Raw genomic sequence first — 17,710 nt, forward strand, 5'->3', positions numbered from 1 at the left:
GCGCCCGCATCGGTGTCGGCGTTTCGCTCGGTCAGAATGTGTTTGTGGGCAACAAGGTCGTGATCGGCGACCGCTGCAAGGTCCAGAACAATGTGTCGGTCTACGACAATGTCACGCTGGAGGAGGGTGTGTTCTGCGGCCCTAGCATGGTCTTCACCAATGTCTACAATCCGCGTTCGCTGATCGAGCGCAAGGACCAGTACCTCGATACGCTGGTAAAAAAGGGCGCGACGCTTGGCGCCAATTGCACCATCGTCTGCGGCGTTACCATTGGTGAGTATGCCTTTGTCGGCGCCGGCGCGGTCATTAACAAAGATGTACCGGCCTATGCATTGATGGTGGGTGTGCCCGCACGACAGATTGGCTGGATGAGCGAATTTGGCGAGCAGCTGCAGTTGAACGAGCAGGGCGAGGCATTCTGCTCGCATACGGGGGCGCGCTACGAGCTGAACGGAAAACTTTTGAACAAGACGGATGCCTGAGCATGATTGAATTTATTGACCTGAAAAGCCAGCAAGCACGTATCAAGGACAGGATCGATGCTCGCATTCAGCGTGTCTTGAACCATGGCCAGTACATTCTCGGCCCAGAGGTAGCGGAGCTTGAGGAAAAACTTGCTCAGTTTGTCGGCGCCAAACACTGCATAACCTGCGCCAACGGCACCGACGCCTTGCAAATCGCTCAAATGGCGCTGGGAATTGGGCCGGGCGATGAAGTTATAACACCAGGCTTCACCTATATTGCGACCGCCGAGACAGTTGCATTATTGGGTGCAAAACCAGTATATGTGGATATCGATCCGCGCACATATAATCTTGATCCGCAAAAACTGGAAGCAGCAATTACGCCCCGTACGAAAGCCATCATTCCGGTTTCTCTATACGGGCAGTGTGCGGACTACGATGCGATCAACGCAATTGCCGCCAAATATTCAATCCCGGTAATCGAAGACGCAGCACAAAGCTTTGGTGCTACCTACAAAGGGAAACGCTCCTGCAATCTCACTACAATAGCGTGCACCAGCTTCTTTCCAAGCAAACCACTAGGGTGTTATGGGGACGGTGGTGCGATTTTTACCAATGACGACGATGTGGCCAAGGTACTTCGTCAGATTTCCCGACACGGGCAGGACCGCCGCTATCATCATGTTCGTGTGGGAGTTAACAGTCGCCTGGATACGCTGCAAGCCGCGATTCTGTTGCCTAAACTTGAAATATTTGAGGAAGAGCTCGGGCAACGTCAGCGAATTGCAAGTTTGTACGGTGAGTCACTCAAGGCCTTGCGGGTAGAGTCTATTCCTTATGTGGAAGAGTGGAACACCAGTGCCTATGCTCAATATACAATTCTCGTTGACCAGCGCGATCAGTTACAAGAGAAGTTGAAGAAACAGGGAATTCCTACGGCTGTTCATTACCCTATTCCTTTGAACAAGCAGCCTGCTGTGGCAGATGCGAGCGTGCAGCTACCTACGGGCGACCGCGTCGCAGAACGGGTAATGAGTTTACCAATGCATCCTTATCTGGGTGACGAGGCTGTGGCAACTATTTGTGCTGCGGTCGCTGGTTAGAATGTATATCTCTTTAAAGATTGATAAAGCAGCTGTTTTGAACGCTTTATTATTTTTTAGCTATTTTGCTCTTTTGCTATGGGTAAATAATAATTATCTGTATTTGTTATATGACTATATGGGGGCTTCCCAGAGAGGTTTAGATGGCCTTGAGCTGGTTTACTTGATGTTTTTAGCCTTGGGAAGTTCTCTCTTATGTGGCTCAAGTATAAGTAAACCTGGGGATATCGTTGTAGTATTGCTATTTTTGATTGTCGTGCCTCATGCGCTTGTTTTGAACGGGGCAAACACATTTTACCCCGAGGCTAGTCCATTCTCGGGGTTGAGCGTATCAGTTTTAATGGGTGTCGCACTTATTTCGATAGTCAATAAAGTTAAATTTCGTCCTGATACAGGTCAGCCCAATAGTGGTGTAAGATATTTGTCTATTGTTTCGGTAATAAATATAATTGTTTTGGCGTTTATTCTGCTTAAGAGCGCATCTTTCTTTTCCCTTGATTTTTCTGGCCAATACGTACGGCGCTCAATTGCAAGAGATATTTTCTCACCAGGCTCTATAGAGGGTTACATAGCGTCGATTGGGACGCAGGCGTTCTTCCCTGTTCTATTTGCTTGGGGGGTCTATAAGAAGTCCAAGTTCTTTTTTTGGCTTGGAGTTATTAATGTCTTGGTCCTATGGGGGGCTTTTGGGCAAAAATACCCGTTTATTGTTATATTGTTTGTCTATGCTCTGATGACCTATTTTAGATATAACGGGAAAGTCAATATCTCTTGGTTGTTGTTCGGTGCATTAGGATTGTTGATCGCAGGTTGCCTGGAGTTCGAGTTGATGGGTTATTCTTATCTGAATGACTATCTGATCAGGCGTGTCTATACCGTGCCCTCCACAATGTTGGGAGCTGCGGAGCTATTTTACGACTCCTTCGGGATCAATGGTTATAGCGACACATCTATAGGTTTATTGTCCGGTGTTAGTAAGAGTGAGTCGATCACATTTCGAATTGGTGAGTATATTTACAACAATCCTGAAACTAATGCTAATGTAAACTTTTTCGCGGTGGCCTATCTGAGGCTTGGATACACAGCTGTGATCGTCGAGACTTTTATTGTTAGTGTGATTGTTATGCTACTGAATTTTCTTTACATGAAGCGCTCAATTTTCATTGCGATGCCTGTTGCATTGCTTTTCGGAACAAAAATTGTTGAACAGTCATTGCCGACGGTTCTGCTAGGCTCAGGCGTTTCTTTCATGTTATTGCTTCTTATGTTGATGGCTTCGTCTAGCGAGTCAAAGGGCAAAAGTAGGAGCCTAGATTGAAGAGTCAATTTTTTTGCCGCGTTAGAAGTGTGCTCTTAGGGACTTTAGGCGCCCAGTTAATATCTTTGGGTGTGATGCTGCTTCTGGTAAGACTATACTCTCCTGAGGAGTTGGGCTCTTTTAACGTTTGGCTTTCATTTGCCACTATAGTGGCGGTATTAGTCACTGGACGTTATGAGCTGGCGTTGTTCAGCGGTGAAAGGAATGATGATTCAAAATCAATCATAAAACTGGTTTTGCTGATAACCGTCGCACTGTCAATTTTAGCTACGATGGTAATCGTGGTAGCGAGTTCATTTGTCGAGGAAATCCCCCCAATAGTCAAAAGTTATTCCCTTGTCTTGGCTTTTGTGGTCTTTGGAATGGGCGCTAATAAAGCCCTTCTTTCATTGTTGGCTTTTCAACAGGCTTTTAACAAACTTGGCTTCGCAAGAATAGCCTTAGCGGGTGCTATCGCCGTGGCACAGGTACTGGCTGGTTATTTCGCGCTGGGGGTCAGTGGTCTAGTCTATGGCCAAGTTATTGGCGTGTTATTGGCTACGTTATTAGCGTTTTTTTGGTTTGACCGCTCTTGGCTAAAGGCATGTTTTAGCGAAAGTATTAGTTCGGTGAAAAGCGTAGCGTACAGGTATCGGGACTTTCCAAAATTTTCGTTGCCCGCTGATCTGATCAATACCATCGCAAGTCAATTACCCGTTATCTTGATAGCCTCCCGATTTGGCGCAGAGCCTGCAGGTTGGTTTGCATTGACAATAAAAATGATGGGGGCGCCCATTACCTTGCTTGCTACTTCAGTGTTGGATGTATTCAAAGAGCAGGCCGCTCGGGATTACAGGATTGCAGGTTCGTGTCGCTCCGTTTTTTTACGTACTTTCGTTATCCTGACGTTATTGGCATTCCCCCCATTCCTTTTGTTTTGGTGGATGGGAGAGTGGGCGTTCACGTTTGTATTTGGCGCAGAGTGGATTGAGTCAGGGAAATATGCAATTCTACTTATTCCCATGTTTTATATGCGTTTTATCGTTAGCCCTCTTAGCTATACTATCTATATTGCCCAACGACAAGGTTGGGATCTGAGTTGGCAGCTAGGACTATTGGTAGTCACTGTGGCGTGCTTTCTGCGGGCTGCCGGCGTGATTGAGGCCCTGTGGTGGTACTCGGTGAGCTATGCCATAATGTACGTTATTTATTTTGCGATATCATATCGTTGTGCTAAGGGAGTTTCCTCATGATTGTAGTGGTCGATTATGGTGTGGGGAATATAGCTTCGGTACTGAATATGTTGAAGCGGGTTGGGGCAAAGGCGAAGGCCTCCAACCTCGTCGACGATATAGTAAACGCAGAGAAGCTGATTTTGCCCGGCGTTGGTGCGTTTGATGCTGGAATGAAAACCCTGCGTGAGAGTGGTCTCATAGATGTGCTTCATCAACAGGTGATTGTCGCTCGTAAACCCGTGATGGGAGTATGCTTAGGATCGCAGATGCTGGGACGTCGATCCGAGGAAGGTGTCGAGCCAGGGTTAGGCTGGATTGATATGGATATCAAGCGTTTTGAGAAGCGTCCAGAACGAAAGGTGCCTCACATGGGGTGGAGTCATGTCGCATGTAATTATGACCATCCGTTAGTACGTGGTCTAACAGACGAAAGTCGCTATTATTTCGTCCATGGCTATTACATGTGCCCTGACAACGAATGCGACACGCTCCTGACGGCTGATTATGGACAGAAGTTCACGGCTGCGGTCGCAAAGGATAATATTTTCGGCTTTCAATTCCATCCTGAAAAGAGTCATCGCTTCGGCATGCAGCTTTTCAAGAATTTCGTCGAGTTAATCTGATGCAGAGAAAGCGCGTAATTCCATGTTTGCTGTTGAAAGATAGGGGGCTGGTTAAAACGGTGAGGTTTAAGTCTCCGAAGTACGTGGGCGACCCGATTAATGCGATTCGTATTTTTAATGAAAAAGAAGTTGATGAACTAGTTCTGCTGGATATAGAGGCTTCAATATTAGGTCGTGAGCCCGACTATGAGTTATTAGCCGAAGTGGCTGGCGAATGTTTCATGCCTATCTGTTATGGCGGTGGTATTCGTACGCTTGAGCAGGCACAACGCGTCTTTGCTTTGGGTGTTGAAAAAATAGCGCTAAATACCGCAGCTTTGGAAGACGTCGAGCTTCTTCGAAAAATAGCGGATCAGTTCGGCTCCCAAAGTGTTATTTGCTCTATCGATTGTAAAAAAAGCTTACTGGGCCGCTATTCGGTCTATGCTCGATCAGGAACGAAAGATACTAAAGTAACCCCGGTCGACTGGGCAAAACGAGCCGAGGATGCTGGTGCTGGAGAAATATTTCTTAACTCCATAGATCGTGATGGCACTATGCAAGGGTTTGATATACCACTTATCAAGTCGGTGGTTGCTGGAGTTCATATACCTGTCGTCGCATGTGGTGGTGCTGGTTCGATAGCTGACCTTAACGAGCCCTTCGAAAAAGCGGGTGTGTCTGCGGTCGCAGCAGGAAGTTTTTTTGTTTTTCACGGAAAACATAAAGCGGTTTTGATAAGTTATCCGGATCTTAATCAGACCATATCCGGAGATAAATAAGTTGTTTTTTTTGAATTTTGATAAGTATGTCGGGCAATTCGTGCCGTCATGATTGCTTTGAAAGCGGAAAGTTACTGCCATATATTCAAGAGGGTAGACTGTGTATAGAGTATGTTCACGCTGTGTGATGGATGAGACTGACGCAAATATCATGTTTGACGAACATGGCGTTTGCAACCACTGTCATAGGTTTGATCGCGTACAGTCTCTTCAATTATTTGGCGGGGCCGATGGAGAGGCCCGGCTGCAAAACATTGTGGACAAGATAAAAAAGGAAGGCGCTGGAAAAGAATATGATTGCATTATCGGGCTGAGTGGTGGAGTCGATAGCTCTTACTTGGCCGTGAAGATTAAGGATTTCGGGCTGCGCCCACTAGTAGTGCACGTTGATGCAGGTTGGAACAGTGAGCTTGCCGTTAGCAATATTGAGAAAATTATTAAGTATTGTGGATACGATCTACATACTCATGTCATGAATTGGGAAGAAATGCGCGATTTACAGCTTTCTTACATGAAGGCTGCAGTAGCCAATCAAGACGTTCCCCAAGATCATGCGTTTTTTTCTAGTATGTATCATTTTGCGGTCAAGAATGAGATTAAATATATTCTGAGCGGCGGGAATCTTGCGACCGAAGCAGTATTTCCGGATTCTTGGCACGGGAGCGCTATGGATGCTATTAACTTAAAAGATATCCATAGAGTGTATGGTTCCAAGCCGTTGCGTGATTATAAGACCATTAGTTTTTTCGAATACTATTTTTGGTATCCTTTTGCTAAAGGAATGCGGACTGTAAGGCCGCTGAATTTCATGGAGTATAATAAGCGGGAAGCGGAGAAGTACCTTCAGGATACGGTGGGGTACAGATCATATGCACGCAAGCATGGTGAATCTATTTTCACTAAACTGTTTCAGAACTACTATCTCCCTACGAAATTCGGCTATGATAAGCGTAAGCTACACTATTCCAGCATGATTCTTTCTGGGCAGATCTCACGTGAGGAGGCAGTTATCAAGCTTGCGGAACCTCTGTATGCCTCTAACGAACTAGAAAATGATATTGAGTATTTTTGTAAAAAGATGCGAATCAATCGACAGCAATTCGACGAGTTGATGCAGGCCCCTATTCACGACTACTCTGATTTTAAGAGTTGGGATAAGTTGCAGGGGGTCGCCAAAAAATCTCAAATCCTCCTACAAAAGCTCCTCGGGCGGCGTCTCAGTGTTTATTCTTAAAATATAATAATGGAGGCGCTTTTTTGAAAGTCGTACATATAACTTCAGCTCATTCTCGCTTCGATATTCGCATTTTTCAAAAGGAATGCAAAACACTGGCGGCGCATGGTTATGACATTTCCTTAATAGTTGCTGATGGTAATGGTGACGAGAAGGCTGGCGGAGTCAATATTTTAGATGCAGGATTCTTGCGTGGCCGCTTGAATCGGATGTTCAAAACTACCAAGATGGTTTACGAAAAAGCTGCCTCCCTTCAGGCTGACGTTTATCACTTGCACGACCCTGAATTGATTCCGGTTGGGCTTAAATTAAAAAAACTAGGAAAATTCGTGATTTTTGACTCTCACGAAGATGTTCCGAAGCAAATACTTAGTAAGCCCTATTTGCGTCCGGTATCGCGTAGAGTTATTTCGTTTTTATTCTCCGTCTATGAGCGTTTCGCTTGTCGGAAGATGGATGGTATTTTGACTGCAACGCCATATATACGGGATAAGTTTTTGTCTATCAACACGAATGTTGTGGATATCAATAACTTTCCGTTGGTGGGGGAGCTTGCTGCGGATGTGGCGTGGGGCGAAAAAAAACAAGAAGTTTGCTACGTGGGAGGGATCACCTCAATCAGAGGTGTTCGAGAAGTAGTTGAAGCGTTGGGACGTGTTCGTACGGCCTCGCGACTGAATTTGGTGGGTGATTTTTCTGAGCCCGGTGTTGAGGTTGATGTAAAGAAGAAACCAGGATGGTCGTTTGTTAATCAATGTGGTCAATTGGGCCGTTCTGAGGTGCGTGATATTATGGGACGATCGGCAGCGGGATTGGTAACATTTTATCCACTGCCCAATCATGTGGATGCCCAACCCAATAAGATGTTTGAGTATATGTCCTCTGGAATCCCGGTTATCGCGTCTAACTTTCCTCTATGGCGTGAGATTATTGAAGGAAATGATTGTGGGATCTGTGTAGACCCACTGAATCCGCAATCTATTGCCGACGCAATTGATTTTATAATTGAGAATCCCGAACGTGCCGAGCAAATGGGGCGTAACGGTCAGAAGGCCGTCTCTGAGCGCTACAACTGGGATGTTGAAGGGCGTCGATTACTGAAGTTCTACGCTGATTTGGCCAAGGGATGACAACATTATGAAGCTTCTTACGATTGTTGGTGCTCGACCTCAGTTTATCAAGGCAAGTGTTGTATCCAAGGCGATTATTGAGCAAGGCGGATTGTCCGAAAAAATTATCCATACCGGTCAGCACTTTGACACCAATATGTCGGAGATTTTTTTTGACCAACTGGGCATTCCTAGACCAGATTTTCAACTAGATATTCATGGAGGTTCGCATGGTGAAATGACCGGCCGAATGCTGATGGAAATCGAGAGAGTCATGATTCATGAGAAACCGGATCGGGTGCTGGTTTACGGTGATACGAACTCAACTCTGGCAGGTGCCTTAGCAGCGGCTAAGCTTCATATCCCAGTGGCCCACATTGAGGCAGGCCTGCGGAGCTTCAATATGCGTATGCCGGAGGAGATCAACCGTATTTTGACTGATCAGATGAGCGATCTTCTCTTTTGTCCTACGCAGACTGCGATTACTAATCTGACTAAGGAAGGTTTTTCCGACAAGCCGGTAAAAATATTGAAATCAGGCGACGTAATGCAGGACAGCGCTATGTTTTTTGCTCGTCGTGCCTCTAAGCCGGAGGGTTTCAATATCTCCGATGGTTTTGTTCTGGCAACATTGCATAGAGCGGAAAATACCGATGACCGTATTAGATTGAAGTCTATCGTTGATGCACTCAATATTATACATAATACAGTGGCGCCAGTTTTATTACCTTTACATCCCCGTACCCGGAAAATAATTGAAGAAACGGGTCTCGCCTTGGAAGTCAATCTGATTGATCCGGTAGGGTATCTGGAGATGATCTGGCTCCTCCAACGCTGTGGTTTGGTATTGACTGATAGCGGAGGTGTCCAGAAAGAGGCTTTTTTCTTTTCAAGACCTTGCGTAACCATGCGTGATCAAACTGAATGGGTCGAGCTCGTCGAGGCGGGGGCAAATGTGTTGTGCGGGGCTGATTCTTGTTTAATTACCGCTGCGGTACGTGATGGCATCAATCGCATCGTGCAGGACAATGAGCATTTATATGGGGGGGGGCAGGCGGCGCCCTTTATAGCTGATCATCTTTCTCGCTTGTGAAATGTCATAAATTAGACACGTACTTATGGTTGTGTTGGAAAGCGCGATGAATATTTGGTATATCAACCCTTATGCGGGCGGTCCTGGAGTCGGGCGCTATTGGCGTTCCTTTTATTTAGCGAAAGCATGGCAGGCTCAGGGACATGATGTAGAGATAATTGCGCCTAGCTATCACCATTTAATGGACGACGACTCAGGAAAAGCCGGGTGTCAGGTCTTTCAGGGTGTTTCATATAGGTTTGTTCACGTTCCTAAATATAAAGGAAATGGTCTGGGTCGATTTTTTTCCATGTTGTGCTTCGGTTTTTCGCTCTTCTTTTTTCTTGTGCGGTTGGGGCTGAAAAAAAGGCCTGATCTGGTTTTGTATTCCTCTGCTCATCCCTTTGGTTATCCTACTGCCTTTCTGTGTGCAAAATTATTCAGATCGAAAATTTTATTTGAGGTTAGGGATATCTGGCCTCTAAGTTTGGTCGAAATTGCTGGTTTCAATAAATTTCACCCTGTTGTCATCGCTTTGTCGCTTATCGAGAAGTTTGCATATTTCTCAGCTGACGCTGTGATTTCCCTTTTGCCGGGTGCTAAGCAGCATATGGTGTCACGAGGGATGAGAGCGGGGAAATTCAGATACGTTCCCAATGGTTTTTCGCTTGATGATGTAAACGTCAGCGGTAAGACTGAGGGGTCTAATTTACTAGATGATCTGACAGAATTTAAATCGCAAGGCGATTTTTTGTTTTTTTATGCTGGCGCCTTGGGGGAACCCAATGCAATGCATTTGTTTTTGGATGCGTTGCAATTTTTTAATATTCCAGACGGTTTGTCGGTAAAATTTATTATTGTTGGAAAGGGGGAGCAAAGGGCCGAGCTTGACGCTCGCTGTCGTAAACTCGGTTACGATTTTGTTCTTTTTTACCCGCAGGTCGATAAGGCGGAGGTCCAACAGGCTCTTTGTATTGTAGATGTCGGGTTTTTTGTTATGCACGACCTGCCTATTTACAGATTCGGTGTGAGTCTAAACAAACTTTATGATTACATGGCTGCCGGGATACCTGTCATTGCTTCTTATAAAGCCTTTAATGATCCAATAGCACAGGCTGGTTGCGGTATGTCCGTGATTCCCGGTCAACCTGAGCAGCTTGCGCATATGTTTCGGGAGATATTGTTGCTTGATGACGCTGTTTTGCGTGATATGGGCATGAAAGGTCGTGTTTTCCTTGAAGCTAATTTTGAATACGCGTCTCTGGCTCGGCGGATTCTGGAAAATAATTAAGGGTGAGTCACATGCAATTGGTTACCGGAGCGTCAGGTTATATAGGTGGCTTGCTTTGTAATTTTTTGAAGGCGCGAGGCTACGTCGTAAAAGGCACAGGCCGTAGCTCCATCGTTCCGTCCCGAGATTTTGACTATGTTTGTCTAGATCTTGAAAACGACCCTTTAGACGGGGTATGTTTTGGTGTCGAAACAATCGTGCATCTTGCGGGAAGAGCACATATTCTGAATGATAAGTCAAAGGACCCACTTTCGGCTTTCAGGCGTACAAATGTAGACGCAACTCTTCGCCTAGCCAGAGAGGCAATGCGCAACGGTGTCAGGCGGTTTATTTTTATCAGTTCAATTGGTGTCAGTGCCACTGAGACAAGGAATTCAAAAATTTCAGAGTTGACTGACAGTAATCCAAGTACACCGTATACACTTTCAAAGTTTGAAGCTGAAGAGGCGTTAAAGGAGTTAGTCAAAAATTCATCCATGGAACTCGTTATTATCCGTCCACCCTTAGTCTATGGCGGCAGTGCTCCAGGGAACTTTCAACGCTTGCTTAAAATTGTTCAACTCGGTATGCCACTTCCTTTCGTGGGTGCCAATAATCAACGCAGCATGATAGCTGCGGATAATTTTATTGATTTTATCGCTCTTTGCATTAGGCATCCTGCTGCTGCCGGAGAGCTATTTTTAGTTTCCGATGGTATGGATGTTTCGACTGTAGATATTGTGCGTACCATCGCCAGTGGTATGGGGCGTAAACCTCGCTTGATTTATGTGCCCGTTAGAATTATCCATGCAGCAGCGAAGCTATTGGGACGAGAGAATATGTTTGCCCAGTTGTTCGGCTCTTTGGTCATCGATTCCGGCAAGGCGCGTAAGCTGCTTGATTGGGCCCCTCCGTTTAGTGTAACTGAAGCGTTATTCAAGGCCGGTGCGGATTACACAGCCCTTTCATCAAAAAAAAGTCGAGTTTGAATTCATGGCTATTTTTTTTGTAGTGTCTTTTGTATTTTTCGTTTCGTTGTTCTTAACCGGTGGCTTGCGGCGTTACGCCTTGGCACGAAGCCTGATGGATGTTCCGAACGCGCGAAGCTCTCATTCGGTTCCGACGCCTCGCGGCGGTGGGGTGGCTATCGTGTCGGCGTTTCTAGGGGCGTTGCCGATCTTGGCTTTTTTTGGGGGGCTTAGCTGGACATCCACCTGGGCTCTATTGGGGGCCGGAGCCGGTATAGCGCTTTTAGGCTTTCTCGACGACCATGGCCACATCGCGGCGCGCTGGAGGTTGCTAGGACATTTCCTCGCTGCTATCTGGGCGCTTTTTTGGCTGGGTGGCTTGCCTGCGTTGGAGTTGTTCGGTTCTGTATTTGATTTGGGCTGGCTAGGAAATGTGCTCGCAGCGATTTATCTGGTTTGGATGCTCAACCTTTATAATTTCATGGACGGCATCGACGGAATCGCCAGCGTCGAGGCGATTTGTGCTTGTCTTGGTGCCTGCCTGCTCTACTGGCTCGGCGGGTTTGAAAATTTGATGTTGGCCCCTCTGGTACTCGCAATGGCAGTAGGGGGGTTTCTATACTGGAATTTTCCTCCGGCTCGCATTTTTATGGGTGACGCGGGCAGTGGGTTTCTTGGAATAATCTTGGGTTTGTTGTCGCTGCAGGCAGCTTGGGTTTCACCTAAGCTACTATGGGTGTGGTTGATTTTACTGGGGGTATTTATTGTAGATGCGACCGTTACGTTGTTACGACGCCTGCTACGTGGCGATAAGGTATATGAAGCCCATCGCAGTCACGCCTACCAATTTGCCGCGCGCCAATACGGTCGCCATGTGCCGGTAACGTTGGCCGTTGCTGCGATCAACGTGTTTTGGCTGTTACCTTTGGCCGGTTGCGTTGCGTTGTGGGGAATGGATGGAACGTTGGCTTTGATGTTGGCCTATCTCCCTCTGTTTGTGCTGGCCGTCAGGTTCCACGCCGGTGAGCTTGAGAACGCCTGATTTCGCTGCAGCTTCGCGTTTTTTGCTCATCAGTTGTCCAACGCGCGAAGACGTAACGGTTGTATTGGAAGAAATGGATTAAATTTAAGGAGCAGGCCAAGGTGCGTGAAGGGGATATGGACAAATTAAGAGCAGCTCTGCTGGGATTGCCGAGACGGCATAAGCGCGCCATCCAAGTGGCCACCGACGTAGTCCTGGTCTGGCTCGCCTTATGGCTGGCTTTTGTCGTGCGGCTGGGTGTTGAAGCGCTGGCCAGTCCAATAGCAACGCACCTCTGGCTCTTTGCCTCTGCTCCGTTAATTGCGATACCAATTTTTATTCGTTTTGGCATGTATCGCGCCGTTATGCGGTACTTTGGTAATGATGCGCTGATCACCATCTGTAAAGCCGTCAGTCTTTCAGCCTTGCTGCTGGCTCTCGTTGTGTACTGGTACAGCAACCATCAAACCGTCGTCCCTCGTTCCATTATTTTCAACTATTGGTGGTTGTGCCTGATCATGATTGGCGGACTGCGGCTGATGATGAGGCAGTATTTTTTAGGCGACTGGTTTACTGCTGCCCAGCATGTACCGTTTACCAGCCGTGATGACGGTTTGCCCAAGGTCGCTATATACGGAGCCGGGGCCGCTGGAAATCAGCTTGTTGCTGCGTTGCGTATGGGGCGGGTGATGCGGCCGGTTGCGTTCATCGACGATGATAATAGTATTACTGATCGAGTGATCGCGGGGCTGCAGGTCTACCAGCCTAAACACATTCAGAAAATGATTGATGCGACAGGTGCTCAGGAAATTCTACTAGCGGTTCCATCTTCCTCGCGTGGTCGGCGCCGAGAGATACTGACGTTGCTTGAAGGGTTTCCCTTGCATGTACGTAGTGTTCCCGGTTTCATGGACTTGGCCAGCGGCAGGGTTAAGGTCGATGATATTCAGGAGGTGGATATTGCTGATCTTCTTGGAAGAGATTCGGTACCCGCGCAAGCTGACCTGCTTGAACATTGCATTACAGGTCAAGCAGTCATGGTCACTGGAGCTGGGGGATCCATAGGCTCGGAGCTTTGCCGACAGATTCTTGCGCTCAAGCCGACCACACTTTTGTTGTTTGAGCACAGTGAATTCAACCTCTACAGTATTCTATCCGAACTGGAGCCGCGGATTGCCCGCGAGTCCCTGTCTCTTCGTTTGCTGCCTATCCTGGGTTCCGTACGAGATCAGGAAAAACTACTGGATGTGATGAAGACGTGGAATGTCGATACGGTATATCACGCTGCGGCGTACAAGCATGTACCAATGGTTGAGCATAATATTGCAGAGGGCGTTTTAAATAATGTTATCGGAACGCTGAATACCGCTCAGGCTGCTCTAAAGGCCGGTGTATCCAATTTCGTATTGATTTCGACAGACAAGGCGGTGCGTCCAACTAATGTAATGGGAAGCACCAAGCGCCTCGCCGAGTTGACTCTTCAGGCTTTGAGCCGTGAGTTGGCACCTGTATTATTCGGTGACAAGGCAAACGTTTCACACGTCAACAAGACCCGCTTCACCATGGTGCGATTCGGAAATGTGCTGGGCTCCTCCGGATCGGTGATCCCTCTATTCCATAAACAAATCAAGTCAGGCGGTCCATTGACCGTCACGCATCCCAAGATTACACGCTATTTCATGACGATTCCTGAGGCTGCTCAGCTAGTGATCCAGGCTGGCTCTATGGGGTTAGGTGGGGATGTGTTTGTGTTGGATATGGGTGAACCGGTAAAAATTGTCGAGCTGGCGGAGAAGATGATTCATCTCTCCGGCTTGAGTATCCGTTCGGAGAAAAATCCCCATGGCGATATTTCAGTTGTGTTTACCGGTTTGCGCCCAGGCGAAAAACTTTACGAGGAGTTGCTGATCGGTGACAACGTAGTTGCAACCCAGCACCCTATGATAATGAGTGCCAACGAAGATTACTTGTCTTGGGAGGCTCTCAAAGCCAAGCTGGCTGAGTTGCTGACCGCCATCGAATTGGATGATTATACGAAAGTTCGTCAGTTACTTAGGGATACTGTTAGCGGTTACACCCCGGATGGAGAGATTGTCGATTGGATATATCAACAACGGCGTCTTGAGCCCTAATTAAGGTTAACCAAGTATGCCCCAAGGGGAATCTAACCCTGGGGCACGACATCAACATGGTCTAGGCGCTCATTGACGTAATTGATTCGCGCTTCAATGTCGGAGAACTATTTTGCGCCCGAAACGTTAGTGTCCAATATGCGTTTCTCCTGCCACGTGTATTTTTTCTTCAGTTTTAGTATTGGCTTTTCAAAGAAAATGTAGCTTAAAGGGGCCACGATAAATGTCAGCCATAAGCCGATATTAACGCTAGGTGGAAATTCATGTTCCGTTCTATACGGGCCATTGCCTGTAAAAACCCCTTGCCAAACATACAGTCCGTAGCTAATTATCCCGATTGCAGCAAGAGGCTTTAGCTCAAGTAGCTTAACTAAGAGCGAATGTTGATTGTTGTATATGTACAGTATTAAGGCGCTTACGGATAAAAGCCAGATAGCTTCTGTTTTGATGAATGCTGGCGAGGCTAATCCGGACAATATTGAGATTAGCAGGATTCCAGAAATTGAGGCGTTATTGAATACCGTTTTGGACATTTGATGATTGCAAACAAAGGCAGTAATGCAGCCCACGAGGATGGGTAACATTGCTGGAAATGACCATCTATTCAGATAATACAGTGTTGTAGCCTCGTAAAGATTTGTTCCAAAATAAAGGCAACCGACAGCTATCAGCGAGACCGTTATAATCGCGGTTCGCTTTCCTAGGGCAAAGACTAACGGCCAAAATAAATAGAAGTGCTCCTCCACGGAGAGGGACCAGAAGTGCGACATTGCCGAGAAAGCACACGCCTTTGGCGCGAAATTTATAGTATAAGTCAATGCGTAAGGATAAATGCAGTTGCTAATTCCGGCTTTCCCCGTTAAATCCATCAAGGTTAAAAAAAAGATCGCTAAATAGTAAAGTGGAAATATTCGGAGTGCTCGCCGCTTGATAAAGGAGAAGATGTCAATGGAACCGGTCGTCTCTTTTTCCTTTAGAAGTAGAAAGGTTATTAGGAAGCCGGATAGCATAAAAAATGTGCTTACGCCTACGTGCGGGCTGAGAATTGACAGAAGTGCCGGACTGGTAATGCCTATTATAGGCCAGATAACCGCATGCGACATGATAACAAGTAGTACCGAAATCCCACGTAGACCATCAAATCCTTTTATTTTTGAGCTCATCAGTTTCCCCAAATTTAGAAGCGTGGAAAGTTTGCCGTATGCGTTCGGTCCGCGCAACCGGCGATACAGTTGCTACGGCGCTTCCGACCTCTCTCCTTCGTTACGCTTTCTGTAACATTCTGATTTTTGACAACCTGCCTTCCTGACCTAGATTTGAGAAGCAGCTTCGGAAAAGCTGCTTCTCTCAACGATGTCATGGAGCGTCACCTATGCGTACAGGCTATTTCTACTCGCTGATTTTTGCCTTCCTTACCAGCGCCTCGATTGCTGTTATTGCGGCTCCAACGGTCAAGCCGGAGTCGGTTGCTTCGCCGCAGACGGTGGAGCAGCCAACGGGAACGCAAGGCGCCAAGGTGGATTTGAACGGGGCGGATGCCGCAACTTTGCAGCGCGAGCTCTCAGGGATAGGCAAGGGCAAGGCTGAGGCGATTGTTGCCTATCGGGAGAGTAATGGGCCTTTTTCGTCGGTAGACGAACTGCTTGAGGTCAAAGGCATTGGCAAGGCGATTCTCGATAGGAATCGTGACAAGCTGGAAGTGAATTGAGGGTTATTTAAGGGAGGCCAGTCGGATGACTGGCCTTTTTGCTATTCAGCGAATGCAATTGAATTGTTCCGTGCGTCGTCGTGGTTGGCACAAAAACTGATTACCTAACGCCAACCGATTGTTCAACAATCCAAGGCCCTCCATGACTAGCCCTCTCTCCCTGGCCGACCAGATCACCCTCGAACTCCGCGCCGACATCATCGGCGGTCGCCTCATCCCCGGCATGGCGCTGATCGAAAACAACCTGGTCTCAGCCTACAACGCCTCTCGCAACACCATTCGCGAAGCGTTACACCGTCTCGGTCAGGAAGGCCTAACCCGTTACGTGCGTAACAAAGGAGTAATGGTCCGCAGGCTGGGTATCGATGACGTCCGCGACGTGTTCAAGGTCCGTCGCACCTTGGAGCTTCAGGCCATTCTCACCAGCAAGCCATTGAGCGAATACCAGTCCGACCGCATGCTCGAAGCCTTGGAGGCCGCCGAGCTGGCTCGCGAGCGCGAAGATTGGCGAGCGGTGGGCACCCACGGTCTGGCCTTCCATCAACACATCGTGGGGCTGATGCGTAGTCCCTTGCTCGATGAGTTCTTCACTAATGTGATCGCGCAGCTGCGCCTGGTGTTTTGTTCCGCCCCCGATGAGGCGCGTTTCCAGGCGCCGTGGCTTGCCCGTGACCGGCAGATCCACGATTTGCTGGCCGAAGGTAACAAGTGCGCTGCCCATGACGAGCTGAGTCTTTACCTCGACGATTCCGAGCAGTTGCTCCTGCATCTGCTGACTCCCGCCACCCCTCACTGATCAAAGGACCCGCGCCATGTACAAAGACTACCCAGCCGCCTACCAGGTCAGCAAAGGCTCCGCCCTGCAAGTGGACAAACCCTTCTACGACCGCATCCGCACCGAGCAGGACAAGCGCACGCTGATCGAGCAGTTCGAAGTCCCAATCCGCACCGGCCGTGCCTGGCATGTGCCGGCCGGTCATGTCTTCCGTGTGACAACCCCGGTCGGTCCGCAAGTGGGGGACTTCAACGTCTGGAATGCCAACGATCCGCGGGAGCGCTTATGGGCGGCTCGTACTCGTCAGCTTCAAGGCGCTCATGTCAGCACCTATGATCGGTTGTGGTCGAACCTGCCATTCCTGCGGCCATTGGTAACGATCACCGATGACAGCTTGGCGGCTTACGGCATCGACGAACATGGCGGGCGCTTGCACGATTTGTTGGGGACGCGGTGTGACCCTTATGTGAACAAGATGCTGACCGGCGAAGTTTTCCATCATCACTGCCACTCGAACCTGACCCGTGCGGTGTTGCCCCACGGCCTGACGGAGTTCGATGTGCATGACGTGTTGAATATCTTCCAATGCACCGGGCTGAATCATGACGACATGTATTTCATGAAAGCGTGTCCGGCGCAGAAGGGCGACTACCTGGAGTTTTTTGCCGAGATTGATTTGTTATGTGCGCTGTCGACTTGCCCTGGCGGGGATCTGTCGCTGGCGATGTGGGGGCCGGAAGCGCAGGATCCTTTAAGCGTTTGCCGTCCGCTGGGGGTGGAGATTTATCGGTTGGAGGATTCGCTACTGGCGGGCTGGAGTCAGCCGGAGCGGGCGGCATATAAAGGGCTGCATGGGTTGCATATTGCGAAGGCGGATTGGGAGAAATAACACTGCTGGCGCGGCAAGGCATTGCCCTCTGTGGCGAGGGGATTTATCC

General features: G+C 48.1%; 17 protein-coding genes. 16 read left to right on the top strand and 1 reads right to left on the bottom strand.

Features of this window, described 5'->3' with window-relative positions; all coding sequences use genetic code 11:
- From wbpD to OC610_RS07860, 13 genes are all read left to right on the top strand, one after another.
- A partial coding sequence (gene wbpD, locus OC610_RS07800; protein ID WP_264427298.1) for a UDP-2-acetamido-3-amino-2,3-dideoxy-D-glucuronate N-acetyltransferase occupies positions 1-482 on the top strand: 482 nt, incomplete at its 5' end.
- A 2-nt stretch (positions 483-484) separates the two neighbouring features.
- Positions 485-1,567 (top strand): DegT/DnrJ/EryC1/StrS family aminotransferase, encoded by a 1,083-nt coding sequence (locus OC610_RS07805; RefSeq protein WP_264427299.1) that lies wholly within the window; start codon positions 485-487, stop codon positions 1,565-1,567.
- A complete protein-coding gene (locus OC610_RS07810) occupies positions 1,548-2,885 on the top strand; it encodes a hypothetical protein (protein ID WP_264427300.1) in 1,338 nt (445 codons plus the stop codon). Before OC610_RS07805 ends, OC610_RS07810 begins: the two co-directional genes overlap by 20 nt.
- Positions 2,882-4,117, top strand: coding sequence for an oligosaccharide flippase family protein (locus tag OC610_RS07815; protein WP_264427301.1), 1,236 nt, complete (start codon positions 2,882-2,884; stop codon positions 4,115-4,117). The genes OC610_RS07810 and OC610_RS07815 overlap by 4 nt, the downstream gene beginning before the upstream one ends.
- Positions 4,114-4,722, top strand: coding sequence for an imidazole glycerol phosphate synthase subunit HisH (gene hisH, locus OC610_RS07820; protein WP_264427302.1), 609 nt, complete (start codon positions 4,114-4,116; stop codon positions 4,720-4,722). Before OC610_RS07815 ends, hisH begins: the two co-directional genes overlap by 4 nt.
- Positions 4,722-5,483 (top strand): AglZ/HisF2 family acetamidino modification protein, encoded by a 762-nt coding sequence (locus tag OC610_RS07825; protein ID WP_264427303.1) that lies wholly within the window; start codon positions 4,722-4,724, stop codon positions 5,481-5,483. The genes hisH and OC610_RS07825 overlap by 1 nt, the downstream gene beginning before the upstream one ends.
- A gap of 100 nt (positions 5,484-5,583) precedes the next feature.
- Positions 5,584-6,717: an N-acetyl sugar amidotransferase gene (locus OC610_RS07830; RefSeq protein WP_264427304.1), complete on the top strand. Its 1,134-nt coding sequence runs from the start codon at positions 5,584-5,586 to the stop codon at positions 6,715-6,717.
- Between the two features lie 23 nt (positions 6,718-6,740).
- A complete protein-coding gene (locus OC610_RS07835; RefSeq protein WP_264427305.1) occupies positions 6,741-7,847 on the top strand; it encodes a glycosyltransferase family 4 protein in 1,107 nt (368 codons plus the stop codon).
- 7 nt (positions 7,848-7,854) lie between these two features.
- Positions 7,855-8,919 carry a non-hydrolyzing UDP-N-acetylglucosamine 2-epimerase gene (wecB, locus tag OC610_RS07840; RefSeq protein ID WP_264427306.1) on the top strand — a complete coding sequence of 355 codons (1,065 nt, stop codon included), beginning with the start codon at positions 7,855-7,857 and terminating at the stop codon, positions 8,917-8,919.
- A 46-nt stretch (positions 8,920-8,965) separates the two neighbouring features.
- Positions 8,966-10,189: a glycosyltransferase family 4 protein gene (locus OC610_RS07845; protein ID WP_264427307.1), complete on the top strand. Its 1,224-nt coding sequence runs from the start codon at positions 8,966-8,968 to the stop codon at positions 10,187-10,189.
- A gap of 11 nt (positions 10,190-10,200) precedes the next feature.
- A complete protein-coding gene (locus OC610_RS07850; protein ID WP_264427308.1) occupies positions 10,201-11,157 on the top strand; it encodes an NAD-dependent epimerase/dehydratase family protein in 957 nt (318 codons plus the stop codon).
- Between the two features lie 4 nt (positions 11,158-11,161).
- Entirely contained in the window at positions 11,162-12,178 is a 1,017-nt protein-coding gene (locus OC610_RS07855) for an MraY family glycosyltransferase (RefSeq protein WP_264427309.1), read from the top strand.
- A 116-nt stretch (positions 12,179-12,294) separates the two neighbouring features.
- On the top strand, positions 12,295-14,289 hold the full coding sequence (locus OC610_RS07860) for a polysaccharide biosynthesis protein (RefSeq protein WP_264427314.1): 1,995 nt from the start codon (positions 12,295-12,297) through the stop codon (positions 14,287-14,289).
- A gap of 107 nt (positions 14,290-14,396) precedes the next feature.
- On the opposite strand, the gene OC610_RS07865 is transcribed toward OC610_RS07860, so the two are convergent.
- On the bottom strand, positions 14,397-15,452 hold the full coding sequence (locus OC610_RS07865) for an acyltransferase family protein (protein WP_264427310.1): 1,056 nt from the start codon (positions 15,450-15,452) through the stop codon (positions 14,397-14,399).
- 209 nt (positions 15,453-15,661) lie between these two features.
- Between OC610_RS07865 and OC610_RS07870 the strand changes: the two genes are divergently transcribed.
- The 3 genes from OC610_RS07870 (at position 15,662) to OC610_RS07880 (ending at position 17,661) form a co-directional block, all read left to right on the top strand.
- Complete coding sequence (locus OC610_RS07870; protein ID WP_264427311.1) at positions 15,662-15,997, top strand: ComEA family DNA-binding protein; 336 nt, start codon at positions 15,662-15,664, stop codon at positions 15,995-15,997.
- A gap of 142 nt (positions 15,998-16,139) precedes the next feature.
- Complete coding sequence (locus tag OC610_RS07875) at positions 16,140-16,793, top strand: GntR family transcriptional regulator (protein ID WP_264427312.1); 654 nt, start codon at positions 16,140-16,142, stop codon at positions 16,791-16,793.
- 16 nt (positions 16,794-16,809) lie between these two features.
- Positions 16,810-17,661, top strand: a complete 852-nt coding sequence (locus OC610_RS07880; protein ID WP_264427313.1) for an urea carboxylase-associated family protein — start codon at positions 16,810-16,812, stop codon at positions 17,659-17,661.
- Positions 17,662-17,710: the final 49 nt, after the last annotated feature.

It is taken from the genome of Pseudomonas agronomica, assembly GCF_025917275.1.
Taxonomy (GTDB): Bacteria; Pseudomonadota; Gammaproteobacteria; order Pseudomonadales; family Pseudomonadaceae; genus Aquipseudomonas; species Aquipseudomonas agronomica.